Genomic DNA, 22,956 nt, shown 5'->3' on the forward strand with positions numbered 1-22,956 from the left:
CAAGGCTTCGCGCCGCCATGAATGGCGCCCGATAAGGCAGCGGGATGTTCCGCTTCAGTCGAACGGAATGTACAGCCGGCCACGCGGGCCGAGCTTGAACAGCCACCAGTCATAGTTGTGCCGGACCACCACCAGCAGCAGGCTGCCGAGCAACGCGAGGCCGGCGCCGACGGCGTACCAGCGACTGCCTTCCTGCCAGCACAGGTAGCCGAGCCCGAGCGCCAGCAGCAGGCCGAGTTCGGCGAGGACCATCCCGGACTGGCGGATGAACGGCTGCGCCTGCACCATCTGGCGGAACAACCAGGAGCCCTCGTCGAACACGCGCAAGGGAGAAACGGGATCGTGCATGGAGACCTCCATGGGTGACGAAACGCCTCGTCCAGCGAGGCGCCAGCACCCTAGCCCCGATCCTTGCGCGATGGCACTTGCTGCAATCTCAAACTCGCTTAAGAAAACTCTGAATCATCCAGTCGGGCGCGAAACGCCAGGTAATGTTCGAGCACCGCCGCCGGCGCTTCGATCTGCGGATAATGGCCGATGCCATCGAGCAGCACGCAGTCGGCATCGGCGACCAGTTGCCGGTAGCGCTCGACCATGTGCGCCCCGGAGATCGGGTCGACGGCTCCGTCGATCACCCGCAACGGCACCCCGCCGTGCTGCAACGCCGCCACCCAGCGCTCACGCTGCTCGCGGCGGTCGACGATGTAGCGGATCAGGCGATGCATCACCCGCTGCCCCTGGTTGCTTTCGATCAGGCTCCAGAAGGCATCCAGCTCGGTCTCGCCGGGCTGGCTGCGCGGGCCGAAGACCTTGGCGAAGTTGCGCGCCAGGGCGCGGCGGTCGAACAGCCGGCCGAACAGCCCGCCCAACGGGCTCAGCAACAGCTTCTGGCTGAGCACCGGGCGGTGCGTTTCCGGGAACAGCCCACCATTGAGGAACACGCAGGAGGCGAGCCGCAGCCGGCCTTCGTGATGGCGGGCGAGCAGTTCCTGGGCGACGCTGTCGCCGTAGTCGTGGGCCAGCACGTGCAGCGGCTCGTCGATTCCCAGGCGGCCGAGCAGCGCCTGTTGCAGGTCGGCCTGCTCCAGCAGGCTGTAGCGATGGGCGCGCGGCTTGGCCGAATCGCCGAAGCCGAGCAGGTCGCAGACCAGCACGCGGTAGCGCTGCGCCAGCGGCTCCCAGAGGTAGTGCCAGTCCCAGGCGGCGCTGGGAAAACCGTGGATCAGCAGCAACGGCCGACCCTGCCCGGCTTCCCAGTAGCGGATCGGGAAGCCCTTGAAATCCAGGGTGCGACCCCGCCTCCGCCAGGCCTCCAGTGGAATGCCGGGCTGCGCCGCGGTCACTGGCGGTAGCCCGGGTTCTGCTGGTCGAGCTTGCGCAGCAGCGCCGGCCAGGCGAGCTGGCCGCCCATGCCGGTTTTGCTGCGCATCACCCCGGCGATCATGTCACGCGCGCCGGCGAGGATCTGCCCCGGGATGTGGATCAGCTCGGCGCCGCCGCTCTGCGCCATCACCTGTACCTCGCAAGCGCGTTGCAGGGTGAACATCATGAGGAAGGTATCGGCGATGGAACCGCCGCAGGTGAGCAGGCCGTGGTTGGGCAGGATCAGGAAATTGCTGGCCCCCAGGTCGGCCTGCAGGCGGGCCTTTTCCTCATGGTTCAGGGCGACGCCCTCGTAGGCGTGGTAGGACAGGCTGGAGAGCACGAACAACGATTGCTGCGACAGCGGCAACAGGCCCTGCTTCTGGCAGGACACCGCGATCCCCGCGGCGGTATGGGTGTGCAGCACGCACTCGACGTCGTGGCGGACCTCGTGCACCGCGCTATGGATGGTGTAGCCGGCCGGGTTGATCTCGTAGGGGCTGTCCATCAGCTTCTTGCCGCTGGCATCCACCTTCACCAGGCTGGAGGCGGTGATCTCGTGGAACATCAGGCCGAACGGGTTGATCAGGAAGTCCTCGGTGCCCGGCACCTTGGCCGAGATGTGGGTGAAGATCAGGTCGTCCCAACCGTGCAGGGCGACCAGCCGGTAGCAGGCAGCGAGATCGACGCGGGTCTGCCATTCGGCGGCGGAGACCTGGGCTTGCACATCGGCGGGCAGGGAGTGAACGGCGGTCACGGCGGCATCCTCTTTTGTCGTTATCGGATGCCCGCAGTCTAGCCCCGCCCTCCTCCGGCGACTGTCGCCGGGCTTACACTCGCGCGCCGGCTGAATGGCGGAGGATTCAGCCGGCCTATGCGCGCAGGCTAAAGGCAGTGGGCGACCAGGGGTGCGACCAGCAGGTTGAACAGCCCGGTGAGAACCATCAGCAGACCGGCCGCCGAACCTTCCTCGCCGCCGAACTCGTAGGCCCGACTGGTGCCGGCGCCGTGCGCGCCGACGCCGAACAGCGCGCCGCGGGCCAGCGGCGTGCGCAAGCGCAGGACGCGCAGCAGGGTGCCGCCGATCACCGCGCCGAACACCCCGGTGATCATCACGAAGGCGGCGGTCAGTTCCGGCACGCCACCCAGGTCGTGGGACATCTCCATGGCGAACGGCGTGGTGATCGAGCGCGGCAGCAACGACAGCGTGACCTGGCCGTCCAGCGCCAGGGCCTGGGCCAGCGCCCAGGAGCTGCCGATGGCCACCGCGGTGCCGGCGAACATCCCGGCCAGCAGCGCCGGCCAGTGGCGCATCAGCAGCTCGCGCTGCTGCCAGATCGGGATGGCGAAGGCCACCGTCGCCGGACCGAGCAGCGCCACCAGCCAATTGGTGTCGCGAGCGTAGTCGGCGTAGCGGGTATGGGTGGGAATCGCCAGGGCATAGAGCAGCACCGGGACGAACACGATGGGCGACAGCCAGTACCACTTCACCCGGCGGTACAGCTGGCGGCTCAGCAGGTAGCCGCCGACGGTCGCCGCCAACCAGAACAGGGCTTGCTTATCGAGACTCATGGCGCGCCCTCCAGCGGCACATCCACTCCACCGACACCGCGGTGACCAGCATCACCAGCAGGGTGCTGAGCATGATCACCAGGAGGATGCGCCAGCCCTCGCTGCGTAGCAGCGCGCCGTAGTCGAGCAGGCTCATCAGCGCCGGGATGAAGAACAGCAACATCTCCGCCAGCAACAGGCCGGCGCCGGCCTGCAGCCAGGCCGGACGCAGCAGGCCGCTGGCGAACAGCAGCAACAGCGCCGCCAGGCCGACCACCCCGCCCGGCAGCGGCAGGCCGATGGCCTTCGCCAGCCAGCCGCCGGCCCACCAGAAGGCGATGAGTACCGCCAGTTCGGCGGCAAGGCGGGACAGACGGCGGACGAGCGGGGGCAACATGGGAAAGGCCTTGGCTGGGAAATCGGGGATGGAGAAAGGATAAGGCCCGGCCTATCATCCCCAAAGCGAATTGTCCGCATGAGAGCCATTCCAGAATGGAATTCCGTCAACTCCGCAGCTTCGTCGAAGTGGTCCGCCAGGGCAGCTTCACCCAGGCGGCACAGGTCCGCCACGCCAGCCAGTCGACCATCAGCAAGCAGGTCGCCCAACTGGAGCAGAGCCTTGGCGTGCAGGTATTGGAACGCAACGGGCCGCACGTGCGCCTGACCGACGCCGGCGCCGTGGTGTTTCGCCGCGCCGAGGAGATGTTGCGACTGCGCCGCGACCTGCTCAGCGAACTGGACGACCTCAGCCAGCTCAACCGCGGCGAACTGCGCCTGGGCCTGCCGCTGCTCGGCGCCGACGCGCTGTTCGCCCAACGCTTCGCCGAATACCGGCGGCGCTATCCGAACATCGCCGTGCACCTGGTGGAAGGCGGCAGCAAGACCATGGAGCAGGCGGTGCTGGCCGGCGAGCTGGAACTGGCCGGCAGCCTCACCCCGGCGGACGACGGCTTCGACTACCAGCCGTTCTGCAACGAACCGCTGGACGTGCTGCTGCCGGCCGGGCATCCCAAGGCCGCTGCCGCCAGCGTCGCCCTCGGCGAACTGGCGGACAGCCCGTTCCTGCTCTACCAGCAGAGCTTCACCCTCAACGACCGCCTGCTGCGCGCCTGCCTGGAGGCCGGCTTCAGCCCGCGCGAAGGCGGCCGCAGCGGCCAGGCCGACTTCCTCGGCGCGCTGGTGGCGGCCAACCAGGGAGTGGTGCTGCTACCACGGGTGATCGCTCGCGAGATCGAACGCCCGGGAGTGGTGCGGGTCCTGCTCAGGGAGCCGGACCTGCGCTGGGACATCGCCTTCATCTGGCGCCGTGGCGGCTACCTGTCGCGGGCGGCGCAGGCCTGGCTGGAGCTGCTGCGCGAGCAGCCGCTGGAGGAAAGCCCGGCGTAGGACGAATAACCGCCAGCTCGGCAGAGGCTACGGCGGATAACGCCTGGGGGCGTTATTCGCCCTACCGTTTGCTCCTTCTCCGTGCAGGGCGAATAACCGCCACGCGGTTATCCGCCGCCTCGGCGGGGTACGCCCGGGATCAGCCCTTGAGGGCGGCGGCGAACTCGGCCAGCCAAGGCTCGGCGTCGGTCTCGGGGGTAACGGTTTCGCTGGCATCCAGGCGCAGCATCGGCAGCACTTCGCGCACGCCCAGTTCGCCGAACAGTTCGCGAACCTGCTCGCCGCCACCGCAGAACGTGTCGCCGTAGCTCGAATCGCCCAGGCCGATGACCCCACCCGGCAGGCCGTGCCAGGCCGGCAGTTGGTCGCGGATCGCGTAGTACAGCGGTTGCAGGTTGTCCGGCAGTTCGCCCATGCCGGTGGTCGAGGTCACCACCAGGAATGCCTCGGGGGCGAAGGCCTTGAGTTCGTCGAGGCTGGCGCGAGGCAGATGGGAGGCCTCGAGGCCGGCCGCGGACAGCAATTTCTGGGCGTGCCGGGCGACTTCTTCGGCGGTGCCGTAGACCGAGCCGGAGAGAATGGCGACTTTCATGAACACTCCGTAAGCCAACAGGGGTAAGCCGGGCATTATGCCGCATGCGTTCGCCGAGCGGGACGCACCGAATCAATGCAGACAGGCCGCAAAAGCACCATTTCGGCGCGCGCCCTGTCATCGAGATGTCATCGCGCTGCCGTAGACACGGCAGCGAACCTTCGCCACCACGGCGGGAACGATCCTTGCCTGTCCTCCGACGCAGCCCACCACCCCCGGCGCTGCGCCGTTGTCCGAGGGCGCCCACGAAGCGCGCTCAACCGTTCCAGGAGATACACGATGTCTACCGCTCCCGTTACCCTGCTGGTGGCCCGCCGCGTCGCCGCCGGCCGTTACCGCGACTTCCTCGCCTGGCAGCGCGAAGGCGAAGCCCTCGCCGCCGACTTCCCCGGCTACCTCGGCTCCGGGGCGCTGGCGCCGCCCGCCGGCGGAGACGAATTCCAGATGATCTTTCGCTTCGCCGACGACGCCACCCTCGCCGCCTGGGCCCACTCCGCCTCGCGCCAGGCCTGGCTCGAACGCGGCCAGGGACTCTTCGACGAACCGCGCGAGCGCCGCGCCCACGGACTCGCCGCCTGGTTCGACGACAACCGCAAACCGCCGCGCTGGAAGCAGAGCGTGGCGATCTGGCTCGCTTTCTTCCCGGTCTCGCTGGCCTTCAACCTCGGCGCCGGCCCCTACCTCGGCGAGCTGTCGCTGGCCGCGCGGGTGCTGCTCAGCACCCTGGTCCTCACCCCGTTGATGACCTACTGGTTCATCCCTCTCTCCAGCCGTCTGCTCGCCCCCTGGCTGCACCGCCGCCCGCAGCGCGCCGCCAGCCTGCCGGAAGCGCACTGACGGCTTGCCGCCCACCCCGGCGGGGTGGGCCGTAGCGCAAGGCTTTGCCCGACTGGCTCAGTCGGGTACCCTGCATCCATCCGATTCCCTTCGCCTGCTGTGAGAGTCCCATGGCGACAGCCCCGATCCTGATCACCGGCGCCAGCCAGCGTGTCGGCCTGCATTGCGCCCGCCGCCTGCTGGCCGACGGCGAGTCGGTGATCGTCAGCTACCGCAGCGAACGCCCGGCGCTGGACGAACTGCGCCAGGCCGGCGCGCTGACCCTGCACGCCGACTTCGCCAGCGAGGCCGGCATCTTCGCCTTCATCGGGGCCCTCCGACAGCATACCGACAGCCTGCGAGCGATCGTCCACAACGCCTCGGACTGGGTCGCCGAGACGCCCGGCCACGAAGCCGAGGCGTTCCAGCAACTGTTCAGCGTGCACATGCTCGCGCCCTACCTGATCAACCTGCACTGCGCCGAGCTGCTGGAACGCTCGCAGCCTGCCGACATCGTCCACCTCACCGACGACGTGGCGCGCAAGGGCAGCGCCCGGCGTATCGCCTACTGCGCGAGCAAGGCCGGGCTGGACAACCTGACCCTGTCGTTCGCCGCGCGCTTCGCGCCGAGGATCAAGGTCAACGCCATTTCACCGGCACTGGTGATGTTCAACGACGGGGACGACGCCGAATACCGCGCCCGCACCCTGGCGAAATCCGCCCTCGGCATCGAACCGGGGCCGGAAGTCATCTATCAGAGCCTTCGCTACCTGTTGGACAACCCCTACGTCACCGGGACCACCCTGACCGTGAACGGCGGCCGCCACGTCAAGTGAGGCGCCAAGGACCCCTTATGAACCCAGCACTTTCCCAGCATTACCGGGAGATCCTCGTCGGTCTCGGCGAAGACCCGCAGCGCGAAGGCCTGCTCGACACCCCGAAGCGCGCGGCCAAGGCCATGCAGTACCTCTGCCACGGCTATGGCCAGACCCTGGAGGAAATCGTCAACGGCGCGCTGTTCGCCTCGGACAACGATGAAATGGTCATCGTCCGCGACATCGAGCTGTACTCCCTGTGCGAACACCACCTCCTGCCCTTCATCGGCAAGGCTCATGTGGCGTACATTCCCACCGGCAAGGTGCTCGGCCTGTCGAAGGTGGCGCGGATCGTCGACATGTTCGCCCGCCGCCTGCAGATCCAGGAGAACCTCACCCGGCAGATCGCCGAGGCGGTCCGCCAGGTGACCAGCGCCGCTGGCGTGGCGGTAGTGATCGAGGCCCAGCACATGTGCATGATGATGCGCGGGGTGGAGAAGCAGAACTCGCAGATGTTCACCTCGGTGATGCTCGGCGCGTTCCGCGACTCGAACACCACCCGCCAGGAATTTCTGCAATTGATCGGAAGGAGCAAGTGACATGCCGCGACTGGAACCGGGAATGGCGCGAATCCGCGTCAAGGACCTGCGCCTGCGCACCTTCATCGGGATCAAGGAGGAGGAAATCCTCAACAAGCAGGACGTGCTGATCAACCTGACCATCCTCTACCCGGCCGCGGACGCCGTAGAGGTCAACGACATCGAGCACGCGCTGAACTACCGCACCATCACCAAGGCGATCATCCGCCACGTCGAGGAGAACCGCTTCGCCCTGCTCGAACGGATGACCCAGGAAATCCTCGACCTGGTGATGGAGAACCCGGCGGTGCGCTACGCCGAGGTGGAAGTGGACAAGCCGCACGCGCTGCGCTTCGCCGAGTCGGTCTCGATCACCCTCGCCGGCCATCGCTGAGGCGGCCGACGAGCGAACCGCGCGAAGACGCGCACAAGCGTTGCCCGCCGGCCGCGCCAACTCTTATCATCGCCGGACCTGGCCCTGTGCCTTCACCCTGCCCCGAGCCATCGTCGAGAAACACCGCCATGACCGCAGCCAACCTCACCGAACAGCAACGCCTGGAACTCGAAGCCGCCGCCTTCCGCACCCTGGTCCATCATTTGCAGACCCGCAAGGACGTGCAGAACATCGACCTGATGAACCTCGCCGGTTTCTGCCGCAACTGCCTGTCCAAGTGGTACAAGGCCGCCGCCGACGACCTCGGGGTGGAAGTCAGCAATGACCAGGCCCGCGAAGAGATCTACGGCATGCCCTATGCCGAGTGGAAAGCCAAGTACCAGAAAGAAGCGAGCCCGGAACAACAGGCCGCCTTCGCCAAGAGCCAGGGCAACGCCTGAGGCCACCGGGCCCCTTGCCAACCCTGCCCCAGACACCATGAGCCTGTTTCGATGACCCTGACCGACTTCCGCGCGCGTCTGCGCAGCGAACACCACCTGTTCACCGACACCCTGGCGTTCATCGCCGAGCACTACAGCTACACGCCGAGCGCCTTCGACAACGGCAGCGTGAGCAACCCGGCCGGGCAGAACGAAGGTTCCTGCAAGACCCTGGGCTTCGCCATCCTCGAAGGCCTCAGCCTCGAGGAAACCCTGCTGGCCTTCGGCGAGCACTACCGTGCGGTGCGCGACAACCCGGAAGGCGACGACCACGCCAACATCCGCGCCCTGCAACAGACCGGCCTGGCCGGCGTGCATTTCGAGCGCCAGCCCCTGTCGCGCCGGGGCTGAGAAGTCCCGGTCGCCCCCACGGCGGATAACCGCGAGCGGTTATTCGCCCTACCGACCGCTCCATAGCGACCCACGCCAGCCGTCGCCACCGGCCGGCCTTGCCGATACGCGACGAAAAAAGGCGGGGCCCCATCGGGGTCCCCGCCCTTCTCGCCACCGCAAGCGCGGCGCAGCCAGCGTCACAGCTTGGCGATGGAGACCTCGGTGGACTTGACGAAGGCGATCACTTCGCTACCGATGGCCAGCTCCAGTTCCTTCACCGAACGCGTGGTGATCACCGAAGTGACGATCCCGGCGGCGGTCTGCACGTCGATCTCGGAGAGCACCGGCCCTTCGATGATTTCCTTCACGGTGCCCTTGAACTGGTTACGAACGTTGATGGCTTTGATGGTCATGGCGTTTCTCCTGGGGGGATTCGGAACGAGGCATGGTTGCTTAGAGCGCCCAGCGCAGTTGCGTGGGCAGGGGTGAAACGGGCTCGGGTTGCGGCGGCAGCTCCGGCTGCGCCAGCACCCGGTTGAGCACTTCGGCTTCCAGCGCGGCCAGTCGCGCCGAGCCACGCGAGCGCGGCCGGGGCAGTTCCACCGGCAGGTCGAGGCCGATCTCGCCGTCCTCGATGAGGATCACCCGGTCGGCCACCGCCACCGCCTCGCTGACGTCGTGGGTGACCAGCAGGACGGTGAAACCGTGTTCGCGCCAGAGTCCTTCGATCAGTTGCTGCATCTCGATCCGGGTCAGCGCATCGAGCGCGCCGAGCGGCTCGTCGAGCAACAGCAGGCGCGGCTCGTGGATCAGCGCGCGAGCCAGCGCGACGCGCTGCTTCTGCCCGCCGGACAGGGCCGCCGGCCACTCGTTGGCACGCTCGGCCAGGCCGACCGCCCGCAGCGCCTGCAGGGCCTTCGCCCGCCAGTCGCCGCGCAGGCCAAGGCCGACGTTGTCGATCACCCGCTTCCACGGCAGCAGGCGCGAGTCCTGGAACATCAGCCGGGTGTCCTCGCGGGCCTCGGCCAGCGCCGCCGAGCCGGCCAGCAACTCGCCGCGGCTGGGCTGGTCGAGGCCGGCCAGTAGGCGCAGCAAGGTGCTCTTGCCGCAGCCGCTGCGGCCAACGATAGCGACGAACTGCCCGGCCGGAACCAGCAGGTCGATGTCCTTGAGCACCTCGCGCTCGCCGAAGCGCCGCGCCACTCCGCGCAGGGCCAGCGGGATACCGCGCTTGAGGCGCTGCGGAGTGCCGCCAAGGGCGGCGTTGTGGGCATTCATGCGCCACCTCCCTTGACCTGGTAGGCCGGGTGCCAGCGTAGCCAGACGCGTTCCAGGCCGCGGGCGGCGAGGTCGGCGAGCTTGCCGAGGACGGCATAGAGCAGGATCGCCAGGACCACCACGTCGGTCTGCAGGAACTCGCGGGCGTTCATCGCCAGGTAACCGATGCCGGAGCTGGCGGAAATGGTCTCGGCGACGATCAGGGTCAACCACATGAAGCCGAGGGCGAAGCGCACCCCGACCAGGATCGACGGCAGCGCGCCGGGCAGGATCACCTGGCGGAACAGGGCGAAGCCGGACAACCCGTAGCTGCGCGCCATCTCCAGCAGGCCGGGGTCGATGCCGCGGATGCCGTGGTAGGTGTTCAGGTAGATCGGGAACAGCGTGCCGAGGGCGACCAGGAAGATCTTCGCCGACTCGTCGATGCCGAACCACAGGATCACCAGCGGGATCAGCGCCAGGTGCGGCACGTTGCGGATCATCTGCACCGAACTGTCGAGGAAGCGTTCGCCCCACTTCGACAGGCCGGTGACGAAGCCCAGCACCAGGCCGATGGCGCCGCCGATGAGAAAGCCGATCGCCGCGCGCCAGCCGCTGATCGCCAGGTGCTGCCAGATCTCGCCGCTGCGCAGCAGCGCCCAGCCGGCCTCGAGTACGGCGCTGGGCGCGGGGAGGATGCGGCTGGACAGCCAGCCGAACTCAACCGCCGCCTGCCACACCGCCAGCAGGACCAGCGGCAGCGCCCAGGGCGCCAGGCGCTCGGCCAGTCGTTTGGAAATGCTCATGTCGTTCGCTCCGACCGCTCTCAACTCTGCGCGGCCTGCCGGGGCAGGATGTCGTTGGCCACCATCTCGCCGAACGGGCTGACATAGCCGCGTCCCTCGGGCTGCGCCGGGCGCTGCACGTCGAGGTGCGGGAACAGCAGTTCGGCGACCCGGTAGGACTCTTCCAGGTGCGGATAGCCGGAGAAGATGAAGGTATCGATGCCCAGCTCGGCGTACTCCCTGACCCGCGCCGCCACCGTCGGCCCGTCGCCGACCAGCGCGGTGCCGGCGCCGCCGCGCACCAGGCCGACGCCGGCCCAGAGATTGGGGCTGACTTCCAGGTTGTCGCGCGAACCGCCGTGCAGCGCGGCCATGCGTTGCTGGCCGACCGAGTCGAAGCGCGCCAGGGAGGCCTGGGCGCGGGCGATGGTGTCGTCGTCGAGGTGCGCGATCAGGCGATCGGCGGCCTGCCAGGCTTCCTCACTGGTCTCGCGGACGATCACATGCAGGCGGATCCCGAAGCGCACCTGGCGGCCCTGGCGGGCGGCCTTCTCGCGTACCTGGGCGATCTTCTCGGCAACCGCCGCCGGCGGCTCGCCCCAGGTCAGGTACAACTCGACCTGCTCGGCGGCGAGGTCCTGGGCGGCCTCCGAGGAGCCGCCGAAGTACAGCGGCGGACGCGGCTGCTGCAACGGCGGATAGAGCAGTTTGGCGCCCTTCACCTGGATGTGCTTGCCGGCGTAGTCGACGGTCTCGCCCTCCAGCACACGACGCCAGATGCGGGTGAATTCGACCGACGCCTCGTAGCGTTCGGCGTGGCTCAGGTGCAGGCCGTCGCCAGCCAGTTCGTCGGGATCGCCGCCGGTGACCAGGTTGAACAGCGCGCGGCCGTTGGACAGCCGGTCCAGGGTCGCCGCCTGGCGCGCGGCGACGGTCGGCGAAATGATCCCGGGACGCAGCGCGACGAGGAACTTCAGGCGCTGGGTTACCGGGATCAGCGAGGCGGCGACCAGCCAGGAGTCCTCGCAGGAACGTCCGGTGGGGATCAGTACGCCGCCGAAGCCCAGGCGGTCGGCGGCCTGGGCGATCTGCTGCAGGTAGCCGTGGTCGACGGCACGGGCGCCCTGGGTGGTGCCCAGGTAGTGGCCGTCGCCGTGGGTGGGAAGGAACCAGAAAATCTCGAGGCTCATCGCAATTGACTCCAGGGTGAGCGCGCCGGCGTGGCGTAGCCGCGCGATGATCGTGTCGGTATGTGGGCGGTACGGGCTCAGGGTGCGCTGGCGACCTTGCCGGCCGGTGGCGTCCAGATCACGTCCTTGATGCTCAGCGGTTTGGGAATCAGCTTCAGCTGGGTGAAGGTGTCGGCGATCTTCTGCTGCGCCTCGACCACCGCCGGGGTGATCAACTGCGCGCCGTAACCCTGGCGCTTCACCGCGGTAAGGGTGATGTCGGCGGGCAGCCCGAGCAGCGGCGCGACCTGCTCGGTCACCTGCTGCGGGTTGGCCCGCGACCAATCACCGACCTCGCGGATCTCGTCCACCAGCTTGTCGAGCACCTGCGGATGCCGTTGCGCGTAAGTCCGGGTGGCGAGGTAGAACTGGTGGTTGTCGACCAGCTCGCGACCATCCACCAGGACCCGCGCGGACAACTGCTTCTCGGCGGCGGCCTGGTAGGGGTCCCAGATCACCCAGGCGTCGACGCTGTGACGCTCGAAGGCGGCGCGGGCGTCGGCCGGCGGCAGGTAGACGGGTTGGATGTCGCTGTACTTCAGGCCGGCCTGCTCGAGGGCGCGGACCAACAGGTAATGCACGTTGGAGCCCTTGTTCAGGGCGACTTTCCTGCCCTTCAGCTCGGCCACCGACCGAATCGGCGAGTCCTTCGGCAGGAGGATCGCCTCGCTGGTCGGCGCCGGCGGTTCGTAGGCCACGTAGAGCAGGTCGGCGCCGGCGGCCTGGGCGAAGACCGGCGGGGTTTCCCCGGTCACGCCGAAGTCGATGCTGCCGACATTGAGTCCCTCGAGCAGTTGCGGGCCGCCGGGAAACTCGGTCCATTGCACCTTCACGCCGTCTTCGGCGAGACGTTTCTCCAGGGTGCCGCGGGCCTTGAGCAGGACCAGGGTGCCGTATTTCTGGTAGCCGATCCGCAGGGTGTTGGCCGACTTCTCGTCGGCCTGAACGCCGTAGGACAGGGCCGCCACCAGCAGGGCCGCCAGTCCACGACGCAAAGCGATGGTGCGCATGGCGCTCTCCTTTGTCGTTGTGGGTGCCGAACCTGCCGCGCCGTTGACGGAACAGTGAGGTCGTCGTGTGTGCGTTGTGCAATCGGGCCGCGGCGCGCGTGCGCTGGCGGCGGACGGATCAGATGCTCCAGCGGGCGTTCACCAGGCGCTCGTTGAGCAACTGCGGGTCGATCGGCTGCGGCCGTCGCGAGAGGGCCAGGTGGAAGGTTTCCAGGGCGTTTTCCAGGCGCTGCTCGAGGACCGGTTCCAGGCGCGCCGGGTCGCTCTCGGTGGCGTAGGCGATCTGCTTGTCCACGGCGAATACGCCATGCAGTACCTCCTGGGCCTTGAGCGCGGCCAGGACCGGCTTCAATGCATAGTCCACGGCCAGCATGTGCGCACTGCTGCCACCGGTAGCGAACGGCAGCACCACCTTGTGCTCCAGGGCGCGCTCGGGCAACAGGTCGAGCAGGACCTTCAGCGCGCCGGAAAACGAGGCCTTGTACACCGGGGTGGCGACCAGCAGGCCGTCGGCGCGGCCGATCTGCTCGGCCAGCGCCAGTACCGGCGGACTGTCGAGGCGGGCACGCAGCAGGTCTTCGGCGGGAAAATCCAGCACCTGGTGGCTGGCCACCTCGACGCCGCGACGGCTCAGCCAGTCCCTGGCACGCTCCAGCAACACCCCGGAGCGGGAGCGTACGCTGGGACTTCCGGCGATGGAAACGACGAGCATGGGGGGATTCCTTATAACCGGAAAACAGAATATTCGTTTGGCTTGCTAACCAAGTTGCATAGACCTTAACAGGCGGCCTCATATTCCAATAAATGTTTTTTATTCATTTATTTATTCCATAAAGCATATAAAAACCCGGTTCGGGGTCTTGCCTCAGAGCACGTGCGCCCGCTGCATTTCGGTCAGGGCCTCGCCGCGCAAGTAGGCCAGCTCCACCGCCCGGCGATCGCGGGGACGCGCCAGCGGTACGTGGAACTCGCGGCGGATGTGTCCGGGACGGCCGCCCATCAGCAGCACGCGGTCGGCGAGATAGAACGCCTCGTCGAGATCGTGGGTGACCAGCAGGACGCTGATCTCGTAGTTCTGCACCACGTCCTGCAGCAGGTCCTGGAGGCGCATGCGGGTGAAGGCGTCGACCGCGCTGAACGGCTCGTCGAGCAACAGCACCTGCGGCCGTCCGTAGAGACCGCGGGCGATCGCCGCGCGCTGCGCCATGCCGCCGGACAGTTGCTTGGGCAGCAATCCTCCGCAGCCGGCCAGTCCGACATCGGCGAGCAGGCGCTCGACCCAGTGCTCGTCCTCCAGCCAGCCGTCGGCGAAACCGACGTTCTGCGCCACCGTCAGCCAGGGCAACAGGCGCGGCTCCTGGAACACCACGCCGATTCCGCCGCTGCGGCCGTTCTCGCCGTCCGGGCCGAAGCCGAGGATCGGGTTGCGTTCGACAGTGCCCTGGAAGTCATCGTCCAGTCCGGCGGCGATCCGCAGCAGGGTGCTCTTGCCGCAACCACTGGGGCCGAGCAGGCTGACCACCTCGCCGGGCGCCAGCGACAGCGCCACGCCCTCCAGCACCCGCGTATCGCCATAGGCCTTGCGAATCTCCAGCAGGTCGAGCAGGCCGCTCATGCGCCACCCTCCCCGTCGAAGCTGTCGCGCCAGCGCAGGGCCCGGCGCTCCAGCGAGCGGAGCAGGCCATCGCTGAGCTTGCCGAGGGCCGCCAGGACCAGGATCGCGGCGATCACCAAGTCCGGACGCGAGGTTTCCCGACCGTCGCTGAGCAGGTAGCCGAGGCCCTGGGTAGCGGCGATCAGCTCCGCCGCGACGAGGAACATCCAGCTCAGGCTGAGCGCCCCGCGCAGGCCGGTGAACAGGTTCGGCAGCGCCGCCGGAAGGAGGATGCGGCGGACCAGGGCGAAGCGCGACAAACGGTAGAGCCGCCCCAGTTCCACCCACTTGCGATCGACCCCGCGTACCCCGGCGACCAGCGCGAGGTAGACCGGGAAGAAGGCGCCGAGGGCGATGAGGACGATCTTCGGCGTCTCGTCGATGCCGAACCAGAGCAGCAGCAGGGGCACCCAGGCCAGGCTGGGGATCGCCCGCAGGGCCTGGAAGCTCGGCTCCAGGTAGGCTTCGGCGCGACGACTGAGACCGACCCAGGTACCGACCACCAGGGCCAGGCCGCTGCCGATCGCGAAGCCGGCGGCGACCCGCGCCAGGCTCGCGCCGACATGCCCCCACAGCTCGCCGCGAGCCAGTTCCACCAGGGTCAGCAGGATGCCGCTCGGCGCCGGCATCTGGTAGGCCGGCAGCCAGCCCAGGCGCACCAGCGCCTCCCACGACGATAGTGCCAGCAGCGGCAAGGCCCAGGCCCGCCAGGCGCCCGGCACGCGCAGTCGCCACGCCCGGCGCGAGACTCGCCGGGCCAGTCGCAGGCTCTGGCTGACCATGGCTCAGGGCTCCGTGCGTGCCAACGGGGCGCCGCCGATGACCTCGGCGGCCCACTGCGGCGCGATCAGTTCGTCGACCACCTTCTGCACGTCCACGCCCGGCCGCACCAGGCGCTCGTCCGCCAGGATCGGCGCCGCGGCCTTGAGCGCGGCGACCTGTTCGGCGCCCGGCAGCGGCTGGCTGAAATCGGTGCGCGACAGTTGCAGGCGAGCCACTTCCAGCGGCAGGCCGGCTTCCTCGGCAAGCAGTTGCGCGGCCTCGTCGGGATGCCCGATCACCCAGTGGCGCGCCTGCTCGTAGGCCGCCAGCACCTGGCGGATCAGTTGCGGATGGCGTTCGGCGAAATCCTCGCGGACATTGAGCACGCCGTAGCTGTTGAAGCCGAGGTTGCGGTAGAGCAGCCGCGAGCCGGCCTGCAACTCGCTGGCCGCCATGTGTGGATCGAGTCCGGCCCAGGCGTCGACCTGGCCCTTCTCCAGGGCTACCCGGCCGTCGGGATGCTGCAGGTGGACGATACGCAGGTCGTTCTTGTCCAGGCCCACGCTGTGCAGGCTGCGGAGCAGGAACAGGTAGGGATCGGTGCCCTTGGTGGCAGCCACCTTGCGCCCCTTGAGCTCGGCGAGGCTGCGGATCGGCGAATCCTTGCGCACCAGCAGCGCGGTCCACTCCGGGCGGCTGGCGACGTATACGGTACGTACCGGGCTGCCGTTGGCCCGCGCGAGTACCGCGGCGAGGCCGGCGGTCGAGGCGAAATCGACGCTGCCGGCGTTGAGGTACTCCAGGGAACGGTTGCTGCCCTGGCTGAACACCCAGCGCACCCGGGTGCCGCTGCCGTCCAGGCTTTTCTCCAGCCAGCCGAACTTCCTGAGCGCCAGGCTGGTGGGGGCGTAGTAGGCATAGTCGAGACGGATTTCAGCGGGGGCGACGGCCTCTGCCGCGGGAAACACGGCAAGAACGGCGAGCAGGGCCAGCCAGGCCCGGCAGCGACGGAGAGCGGCGATCATGCGTCTGCTCCTGGAAGGAGGTGGATGAGCGAGCCTTCTCCCCGTCTGGCGGGCAAGTCAGAGCCGGTTTCGGAAATGGATGGCGGATAAAAAGCGTCGCGGCGACGCGCTGGCGCACATAAAAAAGAGGGCCGGTCGAAACCGGCCAAAAACCCTGCTCGTGGCTAAACAGCGTTGCATGACGGCACGCACCGTCGAATAAAAGGTCCCGCCTGCCGTGCCTGCCCATGCAGGCGGGACGAATCCGGCCTCAGCGGTTGGGCTGGGGCGTCAGGCGCAGGTAGGGCTTCACCGCGCGGTAGCCTTTGGGGAAACGCCGCTTGATCTCTTCCTCGTCCTTCAGCGAAGGCACGATTACCACCTCGTCGCCGTCCTCCCAGTTGGCTGGCGTGGCGACCTTGTGCTCGTCGGTCAGTTGCAGCGAATCGATCACCCGGAGGATCTCGTTGAAATTGCGCCCGGTGCTCGCCGGGTAGGTGATGATCAGGCGCACCTTCTTGTTCGGGTCGATGATGAACAGCGAACGCACGGTCAGCGTGTCGTTGGCGTTCGGGTGGATCAGGTCGTAGAGTTCGGAAACCTTGCGGTCGGCGTCGGCGATGATCGGGAAATTGACCCGGGTGTCCTGGGTCTCGTTGATATCGTCGATCCACTTCAGGTGCGACTCCACCGGATCCACCGACAGCGCCAGGACCTTGACCCCGCGCTGGGCGAACTGGTCCTTGAGCTTGGCGGTGAAACCCAGCTCGGTGGTGCACACCGGGGTGAAGTCGGCGGGGTGGGAGAACAGCACGCCCCAGCTGTCGCCCAGCCACTCGTGGAGGCGGATGCGCCCTTCGCTGGAGTCCTGTTCGAAATCGGGGGCGATGTCGCCGAGTCTGAGGCTCATGGGGTCACTCCTTGTTCGTGTTGGAGCCCACTATGCCCAAGGCCGGCTGACGTTAAAAAGAATAAATTCAGATTTTCTTATAACCAAAAATAGAATACCCAACCCTTCGCCTGGAAATCCGTCTCCTTTCGTCCGCCGGCCTGCCGCCCGGCCAACCCCCGCCTACACTGAAAACACCTTGGCCCGCTATCGAGGAGTCGCCGTCATGTTGGGGAAACGTTCCACCGATCCCACCCCGGCCACCCGCTTTCGCAGCGATCGCATAAGTTCGGTGAATGGGCAGTACTTCTTCTCCACCCGCGAAGGGACCCTGGAAGGTCCCTATTTCACCCGTTTCGACGCGGAGCGGGAAATCGACGCGTATATCCGCAGGATGCGCCAATCGGCGGAAATCCACGCGCCGGGTTCCCGCTGAAACGATACAGGCGCTGAATTTATTTCCCGGTGGCTGAAACGTTCAAGAAAGGGAAGGCAGGTATTCTCGGCGGAACGCCGAGGCAAATGTCACCGCATGTGAACGCACTCACATCGGGGGTGAGTTCCAGTATCATTCACCCGGTGAATACCTGCCATGTCGTGCGTATCCACGCTTCTCCACGTTTTCTAGCGGTAAATCCATGAAAAAAATCTTATTGATGCTTTTGTGCGTCAGCGTGCTGGGTTGCTCCAAAAACAGCGTCGAATCGGAAAAACCGGTCGACGTGCTCCTGATCGGTGGCGGCATCATGAGCGCCACCCTGGGTACCTATCTGAACGAACTGGAACCGGGCTGGACCATCGAGATGGTCGAGCGCCTGGACAAGGTCGCCGAAGAAAGCTCCAACGGCTGGAACAACGCGGGCACCGGTCACTCGGCGTTCTGCGAACTGAACTACACCAGCGAGGCCGCGGACGGCTCGATGGATATCAGCAAGGCGGTGGCGATCAACGAGAACTTCGAGATCTCCAAGCAGTTCTGGGCCTACCAGGTCGACCGCAAGGTGCTGAACGATCCGAAGTCGTTCATCAACAACGTCCCGCACATGAGCTTCGTCTGGGGCGACGACAACGTCGCCTTCCTCAAGAAGCGCCACGCCGCCCTGCAGCACAGCTCGCTGTTCCGCGGCATGGAGTACTCGGAAGACCCCGAGCAGATCAAGCAGTGGGTGCCGCTGGTGATGGAAGGCCGCGAGCCGGGGCAGAAGATCGCCGCCACGCGCATGTCGATCGGCACCGACGTCAACTTCGGCGAGATCACTCGCCAACTGGTGGGCTCGCTGTCGGCCAAGGACACCTTCAAGCTGCGCCTGCAACATGAGGTCCGCGACCTCAAGCGCAACGACGACAACACCTGGACCGTGACCATGGCCGACCTGGCCAATGGCGACAAGGAAACCAGCGTCAAGGCCAGGTTCGTCTTCATCGGCGCCGGCGGCGGCGCGCTGAAGCTGCTGCAGATGTCCGGCATCCCCGAGGCCGAAGGCTACGCCGGCTTCCCGGTGGGCGGTTCGTTCCTCGCCACCACCAACCCGGACGTGGTCAAGCGCCACCTGGCCAAGGTCTACGGCAAGGCTTCGGTGGGTTCGCCGCCGATGTCGGTGCCGCACCTCGACACCCGCATGATCGACGGCAAGCCGGTTCTGCTGTTCGGTCCGTTCGCCACCTTCTCCACCAAGTTCCTGAAGAACGGCTCGCTGTGGGACCTGCCGGGCTCGGTGACCAGCGGCAACATCGGCCCGATGTTCAACGCCGGCATCGACAACTTCGATCTCAGCCAGTACCTGATCGGCCAGTTGATGCTCAGCCAGGACGACCGCATGGCCTCGCTGCGCGAGTACTTCCCGGAAGCCCGCGACGAGGACTGGAAGCTGGTGCAGGCCGGCCAGCGCGTGCAGATCATCAAGAAGGACGCCGAGAAAGGCGGCGTACTGCAATTCGGCACCGAAGTGGTGACCGCCGCCGACGGCTCCGTCGCCGCCCTGCTCGGCGCCTCGCCGGGCGCCTCGACCGCCGCGCCGATCATGCTGTCGGTGCTGGAGAAGGCCTTCAAGGACAAGGTCGCTACTCCCGAGTGGCAGGCACGCCTGAAGGAAATCGTGCCGTCTTACGGGCGCAAGCTGAACAACGACATCGAGCTGACCAACAGCACCCGTGCCTGGAGCAGCGAGCGCCTGCAACTGATCCACGTGCCGGTACAGCCGGAGGCCTGATCGGCCACCGACGCGCGCGCATGAAAAAGCCCGGCAATAGCCGGGCTTTTTTGGGTTGGCGTTCGCCTTGCGGGGCGGCGCATCGGCGGNTTATCCGCCCTACCCGACAGGCAGCGCCGCCCACAAAGTCACTGCGGGCCGTAGGGCGAACAACCGCTCGCGGTTATCCGCCGGAACCTGCATGTCACCGATTGCGCCCTCCCGCGATATCACGCCCCTCCTTCGAGCCTGGCCAGGCGCTCCTCCAGCGCCGCCAGGCGCGTCTCCAGCTCGGCGATCCGCGCTTCCGCATCGGCCGACAGAGCGGCCGGCGCGGCGCGTTCCGGGTCGCTGCCCATCGCCTCCACGGCGGCCTCGAGGTCGGCCTGGCTGCCGAGCAGGTGCATGTAGCGCTCCTCGCGCTGCCCGGCGCGACGCTCCAGGTGCACGGCCAGGCCACGGCCGGCGAGGCGTTCCAGGTGGTGGCGGATCTGCTCGACGTCGTCGAAATCGTGCAGGCGGTTGCTGCGGGTGAGCAGTTCGTTGAGGGTCTGCGGACCACGCAGGAACAGCAGGCCGAGCAGCGCCACCTGTGGCGCCACCAATTCCAGGCCCTTGCCCAGGGTGTGCTCCCAGCGGTCGGCGCGGCTGCCCATCACCAGCCTGACCAGGCCGCGCCCCTCGAGCTGGCGCAGGCTCTGGCCGACCTGGCCGGGCGTGAGGTTCATCACCGGATCGCGGCTGGTCTTCTGGTTGCAGGCGAGGACCAGGGCATTGAGGGTCAGCGGATAGGTTTCCGGGGTGGTCGCCTGCTTCTCGACGAGGCTGCCGAGAACCCGTGCATCGACGGCGCTCAGCGGGTCGTCGACGAACGGCGAGTTGGGCTCGGTGGACATCGCTACATCCCTATGCAAGGAAAAAGGCGCCTAGCCTAGCGCGAGTCGCCGGGGATGGCACGGAGCGTCATGTAAATAAAACCCATGAGGCGAGCCCCGACCTGCGGGGCCCGCCGTCGCGCACGGGCTCAGCGTACGGCTTCGAACAGCCCGCTGGCGCCCATGCCGCCGCCGACGCACATGGTCACCACGCCGTAGCGCAGGTTGCGCCGGTGCAGTTCGCGGACCAGATGACCGACCTGGCGCGAGCCGGTCATGCCGAACGGGTGGCCGATGGCGATGGAGCCGCCATTGACGTTGTACTTCTCGTTGTCGATCTCCAGCCGGTCGCGGCAGTACAGGCACTGCGAGGCGAAGGCTTCGTTGAGTTCCCAGAGATCGACGTCGGCGATCTTCAGCCCCTTCGCCTTGAGCAGCTTCGGCACCGAGAACACCGGACCGATGCCCATTTCGTCCGGCTCGCAGCCGGCCACGGTGAAGCCACGGAAGAAGGCCTTCGGCTCCAGGCCCAGCGCCAGCGCTTTCTCCAGGCTCATCAGCAGGGTCATCGAGGCGCCGTCGGAGAGTTGCGAGGCGTTGCCGGCGGTGACCGAACCGTCCTCGGCGAACGCCGGCTTCAGCGAGGCCAGGCCTTCGAGGGTGGTGTCCGGGCGGTTGCAGTCGTCGCGGTCGACCACTCCGTCGAGCACCTGCTTCTCGCCGCTGGCCTTGTCCTCCACCGCGTAGCGGGTGGTCATCGGCACGATCTCGTCGGCGAACAGCCCGTCCGCCTGGGCTCGCGCCATCCGCTGCTGGCTCTGCAGGGCGTAGGCGTCCTGGGCCTCGCGGGTGATGCCGTAGCGACGGGCGACGATCTCGGCGGTCTGCCCCATGGGGTAGTAGATGCCCGGCACCTCCCTTTGCAGCAGCGGGTTCACCAGGTGGTCGGTGTTGACGCTCTTCAGGGTCAGGGTGATCGACTCGACGCCGCCGGCGACGATCACCTCGCTGCAACCGGAAGCGATCTGGTTGGCGGCGATGGCGATCGCCTGCAGGCCGGAGGAACAGTAGCGGTTGAGGGTCATCCCCGGCACCTGGATGCCGAGGCCGGAGAGCACCGCCACGTTGCGCCCGATGTTGTGGCCCTGGGCGCCTTCGTTGGAGCCGGCGCCAACGATGCAGTCATCCACCAGCAGCGGGTCGAGGTCGTTGCGCGCCAGCAGCGCGTCGACGCAGTGGGCGGCCATGTCGTCCGGCCGGGTCAGGTTGAACTTGCCGCGGAAGGACTTGGCCAGGCCGGTCCGGACGCTGTCGACGATCACCACTTCACGCATGGGGGTACCCTCGCTGTTATTGTCGGTCGGCCGCCGGGGCAGCGGCCGGATCGAGCGAGGATAAGGCGAGGCAATCGCGCGAGGCACCGATCATTCATCCGGCGTATGCGTCGCCATCCCCTGGAGAGGACGGCGCCGCATTCCGGCAGGCCTCACTTGTCCTTCTTGTACGCCGCCTCGATGGCGTCGTTGATGGTGCGCAGCACCTTGACCCGGGCGAAGCGCTTGTCGTTGGCTTCGACCAGGGTCCAGGGCGCGATCTCGGTGCTGGTACGGTCGACCATATCGCCCACCGCGTCCACGTACTGGTCCCACTTGTCGCGGTTGCGCCAGTCTTCCTCGGTGATCTTGTAGCGCTTGTAGGGGGTTTTCTCGCGTTCCTTGAAGCGCTCCATCTGGGTCTGCTTGTCGATCGCCAGCCAGAACTTCACCACGATGATCCCGTACTCGCTGAGCTGCTCCTCGAAGTCATTGATCTCGCCATAGGCGCGTAGCCAGTCGGCCGGTGCGCAGAAGCCCTCGATGCGCTCCACCAGCACGCGGCCGTACCAGGAACGGTCGAAGATGGTGAACTGGCGACGCGCCGGAATGTGCCGCCAGAAGCGCCAGAGATAGGGCTGCGCACGCTCCTCTTCGGTCGGCGCGGCGATCGGCACGATATGGTACTGGCGCGGGTCCAGCGCGTCGGTGACACGGCGGATGGCGCCGCCCTTGCCGGCCGCGTCGTTGCCCTCGAACACCGCGACCAGCGAATGCTGGCGGAAGCGCTTGTCGCGGATCAGCCCGGCCAGGCGGGCCTGCTCGGCGGCGAGCTGCTCCTTGTAGGCGTCCTTGTCCAGGTACTGGCCCAGGTCCAGGGAGTCCAGCAGGCCGCGGTTGTCCAGGCTCGACACCAGCGGCGCGGCGTGCGGCTGGCGCTTGGCGCGCTCCTTGGTGGCCAGCGCGGCCTGCAACCCTTCGAGGAGGATGCGACCGACGGTCAGGGCGCGGTAGCGCTCGTCCACGCCTTCCACCACGTACCAGGGCGCGTAGTCCCGGCTGGTGCGGCGCAGCACGCGCTCGCCGTAATGCACGAAGCGGTCGTAGACCTCGCTCTGCTTCCAGTCCAGCGGACTGAGCTTCCAGCTGTGCTGCGGGTCCTTTTCCAGCGCCTTGAGGCGTTCCTTGAGCTGTTTCTTGGAGAGGTGGAACCAGAACTTGAAGAGCAGCGCGCCTTCGTCGCAGAGCATGCGCTCGAAGCGTTCGGCGGCATCGATGGCCTGATCCAGCTTGGCCTCCTTGATATGCCCCTCGACCCGCGCGTAGAGCATCTGGCTGTACCAGTTGCCGAAGAAGATACCGGTCCGCCCCTTGGGCGGCAGGCGCCGCCAGAAGCGCCACTGCGGCGGCCGCTCCAGTTCCTCGTCGGAGGGACGGAGGAAGCTCTGCACTTCGATCAGGCGCGGGTCCATCCACTCGTTGAGGAGCTTGACCGTCTCCCCCTTGCCGGCGCCCTCGATGCCGTTGATCAGGATGATCACCGGGAAGCGCGCCTGCTGCTTGAGCTCGAACTGCGCCTCGAGCAGCGCTTCGCGCAACTCGATGACGGCCTTCTCGTAGGTGTCCTTGTCGATGCTGTGGCCAACTTCCGCGGATTCGAACATGGAGGTCTCCCTTAACCTG

At 67.3% G+C, this 22,956-nt stretch carries 28 protein-coding genes; 9 read left to right on the forward strand and 19 right to left on the reverse strand.

The features are described from left to right. Window positions 1–54 precede the first annotated feature (54 nt). From ACTJJX_RS11250 to ACTJJX_RS11270, 5 genes are all read right to left on the reverse strand, one after another. The gene (locus ACTJJX_RS11250; protein WP_003111018.1) at window positions 55–348 is read right to left on the reverse strand and encodes a hypothetical protein; all 294 of its coding nucleotides are present in this window, start codon (window positions 346–348) and stop codon (window positions 55–57) included. Window positions 349–446: 98 nt separating this feature from the next. Beyond that, window positions 447–1,343 carry an alpha/beta fold hydrolase gene (locus ACTJJX_RS11255; RefSeq protein ID WP_016852591.1) on the reverse strand — a complete coding sequence of 299 codons (897 nt, stop codon included), beginning with the start codon at window positions 1,341–1,343 and terminating at the stop codon, window positions 447–449. Beyond that, window positions 1,340–2,119: a class II aldolase/adducin family protein gene (locus ACTJJX_RS11260; RefSeq protein WP_003114490.1), complete on the reverse strand. Its 780-nt coding sequence runs from the start codon at window positions 2,117–2,119 to the stop codon at window positions 1,340–1,342. Before ACTJJX_RS11260 ends, ACTJJX_RS11255 begins: the two co-directional genes overlap by 4 nt. Before the next feature lie 128 nt (window positions 2,120–2,247). Next, on the reverse strand, window positions 2,248–2,934 hold the full coding sequence (locus ACTJJX_RS11265; protein ID WP_003102323.1) for an LrgB family protein: 687 nt from the start codon (window positions 2,932–2,934) through the stop codon (window positions 2,248–2,250). Further along, window positions 2,921–3,310, reverse strand: coding sequence for a CidA/LrgA family protein (locus ACTJJX_RS11270; RefSeq protein WP_003091885.1), 390 nt, complete (start codon window positions 3,308–3,310; stop codon window positions 2,921–2,923). The genes ACTJJX_RS11265 and ACTJJX_RS11270 overlap by 14 nt, the downstream gene beginning before the upstream one ends. A gap of 95 nt (window positions 3,311–3,405) precedes the next feature. Here ACTJJX_RS11270 and ACTJJX_RS11275 point away from each other — a divergent pair, with 95 nt between their 5' ends. Beyond that, window positions 3,406–4,299 (forward strand): LysR family transcriptional regulator, encoded by an 894-nt coding sequence (locus ACTJJX_RS11275; protein ID WP_003114492.1) that lies wholly within the window; start codon window positions 3,406–3,408, stop codon window positions 4,297–4,299. Between the two features lie 139 nt (window positions 4,300–4,438). Here the strand turns inward: ACTJJX_RS11275 and ACTJJX_RS11280 are convergent, their stop codons facing one another. Then, window positions 4,439–4,891 carry a flavodoxin gene (locus ACTJJX_RS11280; protein WP_003102319.1) on the reverse strand — a complete coding sequence of 151 codons (453 nt, stop codon included), beginning with the start codon at window positions 4,889–4,891 and terminating at the stop codon, window positions 4,439–4,441. 279 nt (window positions 4,892–5,170) lie between these two features. On the opposite strand from ACTJJX_RS11280, the gene ACTJJX_RS11285 reads away from it, so the two are divergent. The 6 genes from ACTJJX_RS11285 (at window position 5,171) to ACTJJX_RS11310 (ending at window position 8,324) form a co-directional block, all read left to right on the forward strand. Then, entirely contained in the window at window positions 5,171–5,728 is a 558-nt protein-coding gene (locus ACTJJX_RS11285; RefSeq protein ID WP_003102317.1) for an antibiotic biosynthesis monooxygenase, read from the forward strand. Window positions 5,729–5,838: 110 nt separating this feature from the next. Then, window positions 5,839–6,543, forward strand: a complete 705-nt coding sequence (gene folM / locus ACTJJX_RS11290) for a dihydromonapterin reductase (RefSeq protein ID WP_003091895.1) — start codon at window positions 5,839–5,841, stop codon at window positions 6,541–6,543. A 17-nt stretch (window positions 6,544–6,560) separates the two neighbouring features. Continuing rightward, window positions 6,561–7,121 carry a GTP cyclohydrolase I FolE gene (gene folE / locus ACTJJX_RS11295; protein WP_003091896.1) on the forward strand — a complete coding sequence of 187 codons (561 nt, stop codon included), beginning with the start codon at window positions 6,561–6,563 and terminating at the stop codon, window positions 7,119–7,121. Window position 7,122: 1 nt separating this feature from the next. Beyond that, a complete protein-coding gene (gene folX, locus ACTJJX_RS11300) occupies window positions 7,123–7,494 on the forward strand; it encodes a dihydroneopterin triphosphate 2'-epimerase (protein WP_003091897.1) in 372 nt (123 codons plus the stop codon). A 128-nt stretch (window positions 7,495–7,622) separates the two neighbouring features. Further along, window positions 7,623–7,934, forward strand: a complete 312-nt coding sequence (locus tag ACTJJX_RS11305) for a DUF1244 domain-containing protein (protein ID WP_003091898.1) — start codon at window positions 7,623–7,625, stop codon at window positions 7,932–7,934. Between the two features lie 51 nt (window positions 7,935–7,985). Beyond that, window positions 7,986–8,324 (forward strand): HopJ type III effector protein, encoded by a 339-nt coding sequence (locus tag ACTJJX_RS11310; protein WP_003091899.1) that lies wholly within the window; start codon window positions 7,986–7,988, stop codon window positions 8,322–8,324. Between the two features lie 179 nt (window positions 8,325–8,503). Here ACTJJX_RS11310 and ACTJJX_RS11315 read toward each other — a convergent pair whose 3' ends face one another. The 10 genes from ACTJJX_RS11315 to ACTJJX_RS11360 all read right to left on the reverse strand — a co-directional run bounded on the left by ACTJJX_RS11315 (window position 8,504) and on the right by ACTJJX_RS11360 (window position 16,917). Continuing rightward, window positions 8,504–8,719, reverse strand: coding sequence for a TOBE domain-containing protein (locus ACTJJX_RS11315; RefSeq protein WP_003091900.1), 216 nt, complete (start codon window positions 8,717–8,719; stop codon window positions 8,504–8,506). A gap of 40 nt (window positions 8,720–8,759) precedes the next feature. After that, window positions 8,760–9,584, reverse strand: a complete 825-nt coding sequence (gene ssuB, locus ACTJJX_RS11320) for an aliphatic sulfonates ABC transporter ATP-binding protein (protein ID WP_003102311.1) — start codon at window positions 9,582–9,584, stop codon at window positions 8,760–8,762. After that, window positions 9,581–10,369, reverse strand: a complete 789-nt coding sequence (gene ssuC, locus ACTJJX_RS11325; RefSeq protein ID WP_003102309.1) for an aliphatic sulfonate ABC transporter permease SsuC — start codon at window positions 10,367–10,369, stop codon at window positions 9,581–9,583. Before ssuC ends, ssuB begins: the two co-directional genes overlap by 4 nt. Window positions 10,370–10,389: 20 nt before the next feature. After that, window positions 10,390–11,538, reverse strand: a complete 1,149-nt coding sequence (gene ssuD, locus ACTJJX_RS11330) for an FMNH2-dependent alkanesulfonate monooxygenase (RefSeq protein WP_003091910.1) — start codon at window positions 11,536–11,538, stop codon at window positions 10,390–10,392. A gap of 77 nt (window positions 11,539–11,615) precedes the next feature. Beyond that, window positions 11,616–12,587: a sulfonate ABC transporter substrate-binding protein gene (locus ACTJJX_RS11335; protein ID WP_003091913.1), complete on the reverse strand. Its 972-nt coding sequence runs from the start codon at window positions 12,585–12,587 to the stop codon at window positions 11,616–11,618. Window positions 12,588–12,705: 118 nt separating this feature from the next. Continuing rightward, on the reverse strand, window positions 12,706–13,299 hold the full coding sequence (gene ssuE, locus ACTJJX_RS11340) for an NADPH-dependent FMN reductase (RefSeq protein WP_003091915.1): 594 nt from the start codon (window positions 13,297–13,299) through the stop codon (window positions 12,706–12,708). A gap of 153 nt (window positions 13,300–13,452) precedes the next feature. Next, window positions 13,453–14,202 carry an ABC transporter ATP-binding protein gene (locus ACTJJX_RS11345; protein WP_003091922.1) on the reverse strand — a complete coding sequence of 250 codons (750 nt, stop codon included), beginning with the start codon at window positions 14,200–14,202 and terminating at the stop codon, window positions 13,453–13,455. Then, the gene (locus ACTJJX_RS11350) at window positions 14,199–15,023 is read right to left on the reverse strand and encodes an ABC transporter permease (protein WP_003102304.1); all 825 of its coding nucleotides are present in this window, start codon (window positions 15,021–15,023) and stop codon (window positions 14,199–14,201) included. Before ACTJJX_RS11350 ends, ACTJJX_RS11345 begins: the two co-directional genes overlap by 4 nt. A gap of 3 nt (window positions 15,024–15,026) precedes the next feature. After that, entirely contained in the window at window positions 15,027–16,028 is a 1,002-nt protein-coding gene (locus ACTJJX_RS11355; RefSeq protein ID WP_016852590.1) for an aliphatic sulfonate ABC transporter substrate-binding protein, read from the reverse strand. 250 nt (window positions 16,029–16,278) lie between these two features. Then, window positions 16,279–16,917, reverse strand: a complete 639-nt coding sequence (locus ACTJJX_RS11360; protein WP_003102302.1) for a peroxiredoxin — start codon at window positions 16,915–16,917, stop codon at window positions 16,279–16,281. A 205-nt stretch (window positions 16,918–17,122) separates the two neighbouring features. Between ACTJJX_RS11360 and ACTJJX_RS11365 the strand changes: the two genes are divergently transcribed. Beyond that, entirely contained in the window at window positions 17,123–17,332 is a 210-nt protein-coding gene (locus ACTJJX_RS11365; RefSeq protein ID WP_003102301.1) for a DUF6316 family protein, read from the forward strand. 202 nt (window positions 17,333–17,534) lie between these two features. Beyond that, window positions 17,535–19,106: a malate:quinone oxidoreductase gene (locus ACTJJX_RS11370; protein ID WP_003102300.1), complete on the forward strand. Its 1,572-nt coding sequence runs from the start codon at window positions 17,535–17,537 to the stop codon at window positions 19,104–19,106. A 209-nt stretch (window positions 19,107–19,315) separates the two neighbouring features. Here the strand turns inward: ACTJJX_RS11370 and ACTJJX_RS11375 are convergent, their stop codons facing one another. The 3 genes from ACTJJX_RS11375 to pap form a co-directional block, all read right to left on the reverse strand. Beyond that, complete coding sequence (locus tag ACTJJX_RS11375; RefSeq protein WP_016852589.1) at window positions 19,316–19,981, reverse strand: YceH family protein; 666 nt, start codon at window positions 19,979–19,981, stop codon at window positions 19,316–19,318. Between the two features lie 128 nt (window positions 19,982–20,109). Then, on the reverse strand, window positions 20,110–21,294 hold the full coding sequence (locus tag ACTJJX_RS11380; RefSeq protein WP_003114496.1) for a thiolase family protein: 1,185 nt from the start codon (window positions 21,292–21,294) through the stop codon (window positions 20,110–20,112). A gap of 152 nt (window positions 21,295–21,446) precedes the next feature. Further along, window positions 21,447–22,937: a polyphosphate:AMP phosphotransferase gene (gene pap, locus ACTJJX_RS11385; RefSeq protein WP_003102298.1), complete on the reverse strand. Its 1,491-nt coding sequence runs from the start codon at window positions 22,935–22,937 to the stop codon at window positions 21,447–21,449. Between the last annotated feature and the right edge of the window lie 19 nt (window positions 22,938–22,956).

This window comes from Pseudomonas sp. 22490 (assembly GCF_052044465.1).
GTDB lineage: Bacteria > Pseudomonadota > Gammaproteobacteria > Pseudomonadales > Pseudomonadaceae > Pseudomonas > Pseudomonas aeruginosa.

Coding starts and splice junctions, on each gene's coding strand:
- ACTJJX_RS11305 (WP_003091898.1), top strand. CDS start 7,623: ATGACCGCAGCCAACCTCACCGAACAGCAACGCCTGGAACTCGAAGCC.
- ACTJJX_RS11270 (WP_003091885.1), bottom strand. CDS start 3,310: ATGTTGCCCCCGCTCGTCCGCCGTCTGTCCCGCCTTGCCGCCGAACTG.
- ACTJJX_RS11280 (WP_003102319.1), bottom strand. CDS start 4,891: ATGAAAGTCGCCATTCTCTCCGGCTCGGTCTACGGCACCGCCGAAGAA.
- ACTJJX_RS11380 (WP_003114496.1), bottom strand. CDS start 21,294: ATGCGTGAAGTGGTGATCGTCGACAGCGTCCGGACCGGCCTGGCCAAG.
- folX (WP_003091897.1), top strand. CDS start 7,123: ATGCCGCGACTGGAACCGGGAATGGCGCGAATCCGCGTCAAGGACCTG.
- ACTJJX_RS11310 (WP_003091899.1), top strand. CDS start 7,986: ATGACCCTGACCGACTTCCGCGCGCGTCTGCGCAGCGAACACCACCTG.
- ssuD (WP_003091910.1), bottom strand. CDS start 11,538: ATGAGCCTCGAGATTTTCTGGTTCCTTCCCACCCACGGCGACGGCCAC.
- ssuC (WP_003102309.1), bottom strand. CDS start 10,369: ATGAGCATTTCCAAACGACTGGCCGAGCGCCTGGCGCCCTGGGCGCTG.
- ACTJJX_RS11335 (WP_003091913.1), bottom strand. CDS start 12,587: ATGCGCACCATCGCTTTGCGTCGTGGACTGGCGGCCCTGCTGGTGGCG.
- ACTJJX_RS11355 (WP_016852590.1), bottom strand. CDS start 16,028: ATGATCGCCGCTCTCCGTCGCTGCCGGGCCTGGCTGGCCCTGCTCGCC.
- ssuB (WP_003102311.1), bottom strand. CDS start 9,584: ATGAATGCCCACAACGCCGCCCTTGGCGGCACTCCGCAGCGCCTCAAG.
- ACTJJX_RS11285 (WP_003102317.1), top strand. CDS start 5,171: ATGTCTACCGCTCCCGTTACCCTGCTGGTGGCCCGCCGCGTCGCCGCC.
- ACTJJX_RS11375 (WP_016852589.1), bottom strand. CDS start 19,981: ATGTCCACCGAGCCCAACTCGCCGTTCGTCGACGACCCGCTGAGCGCC.
- ACTJJX_RS11250 (WP_003111018.1), bottom strand. CDS start 348: ATGCACGATCCCGTTTCTCCCTTGCGCGTGTTCGACGAGGGCTCCTGG.
- ACTJJX_RS11275 (WP_003114492.1), top strand. CDS start 3,406: ATGGAATTCCGTCAACTCCGCAGCTTCGTCGAAGTGGTCCGCCAGGGC.
- pap (WP_003102298.1), bottom strand. CDS start 22,937: ATGTTCGAATCCGCGGAAGTTGGCCACAGCATCGACAAGGACACCTAC.
- ACTJJX_RS11370 (WP_003102300.1), top strand. CDS start 17,535: ATGAAAAAAATCTTATTGATGCTTTTGTGCGTCAGCGTGCTGGGTTGC.
- ACTJJX_RS11345 (WP_003091922.1), bottom strand. CDS start 14,202: ATGAGCGGCCTGCTCGACCTGCTGGAGATTCGCAAGGCCTATGGCGAT.
- ACTJJX_RS11360 (WP_003102302.1), bottom strand. CDS start 16,917: ATGAGCCTCAGACTCGGCGACATCGCCCCCGATTTCGAACAGGACTCC.
- ACTJJX_RS11265 (WP_003102323.1), bottom strand. CDS start 2,934: ATGAGTCTCGATAAGCAAGCCCTGTTCTGGTTGGCGGCGACCGTCGGC.
- ACTJJX_RS11315 (WP_003091900.1), bottom strand. CDS start 8,719: ATGACCATCAAAGCCATCAACGTTCGTAACCAGTTCAAGGGCACCGTG.
- ACTJJX_RS11350 (WP_003102304.1), bottom strand. CDS start 15,023: ATGGTCAGCCAGAGCCTGCGACTGGCCCGGCGAGTCTCGCGCCGGGCG.
- ssuE (WP_003091915.1), bottom strand. CDS start 13,299: ATGCTCGTCGTTTCCATCGCCGGAAGTCCCAGCGTACGCTCCCGCTCC.
- folM (WP_003091895.1), top strand. CDS start 5,839: ATGGCGACAGCCCCGATCCTGATCACCGGCGCCAGCCAGCGTGTCGGC.
- folE (WP_003091896.1), top strand. CDS start 6,561: ATGAACCCAGCACTTTCCCAGCATTACCGGGAGATCCTCGTCGGTCTC.
- ACTJJX_RS11365 (WP_003102301.1), top strand. CDS start 17,123: ATGTTGGGGAAACGTTCCACCGATCCCACCCCGGCCACCCGCTTTCGC.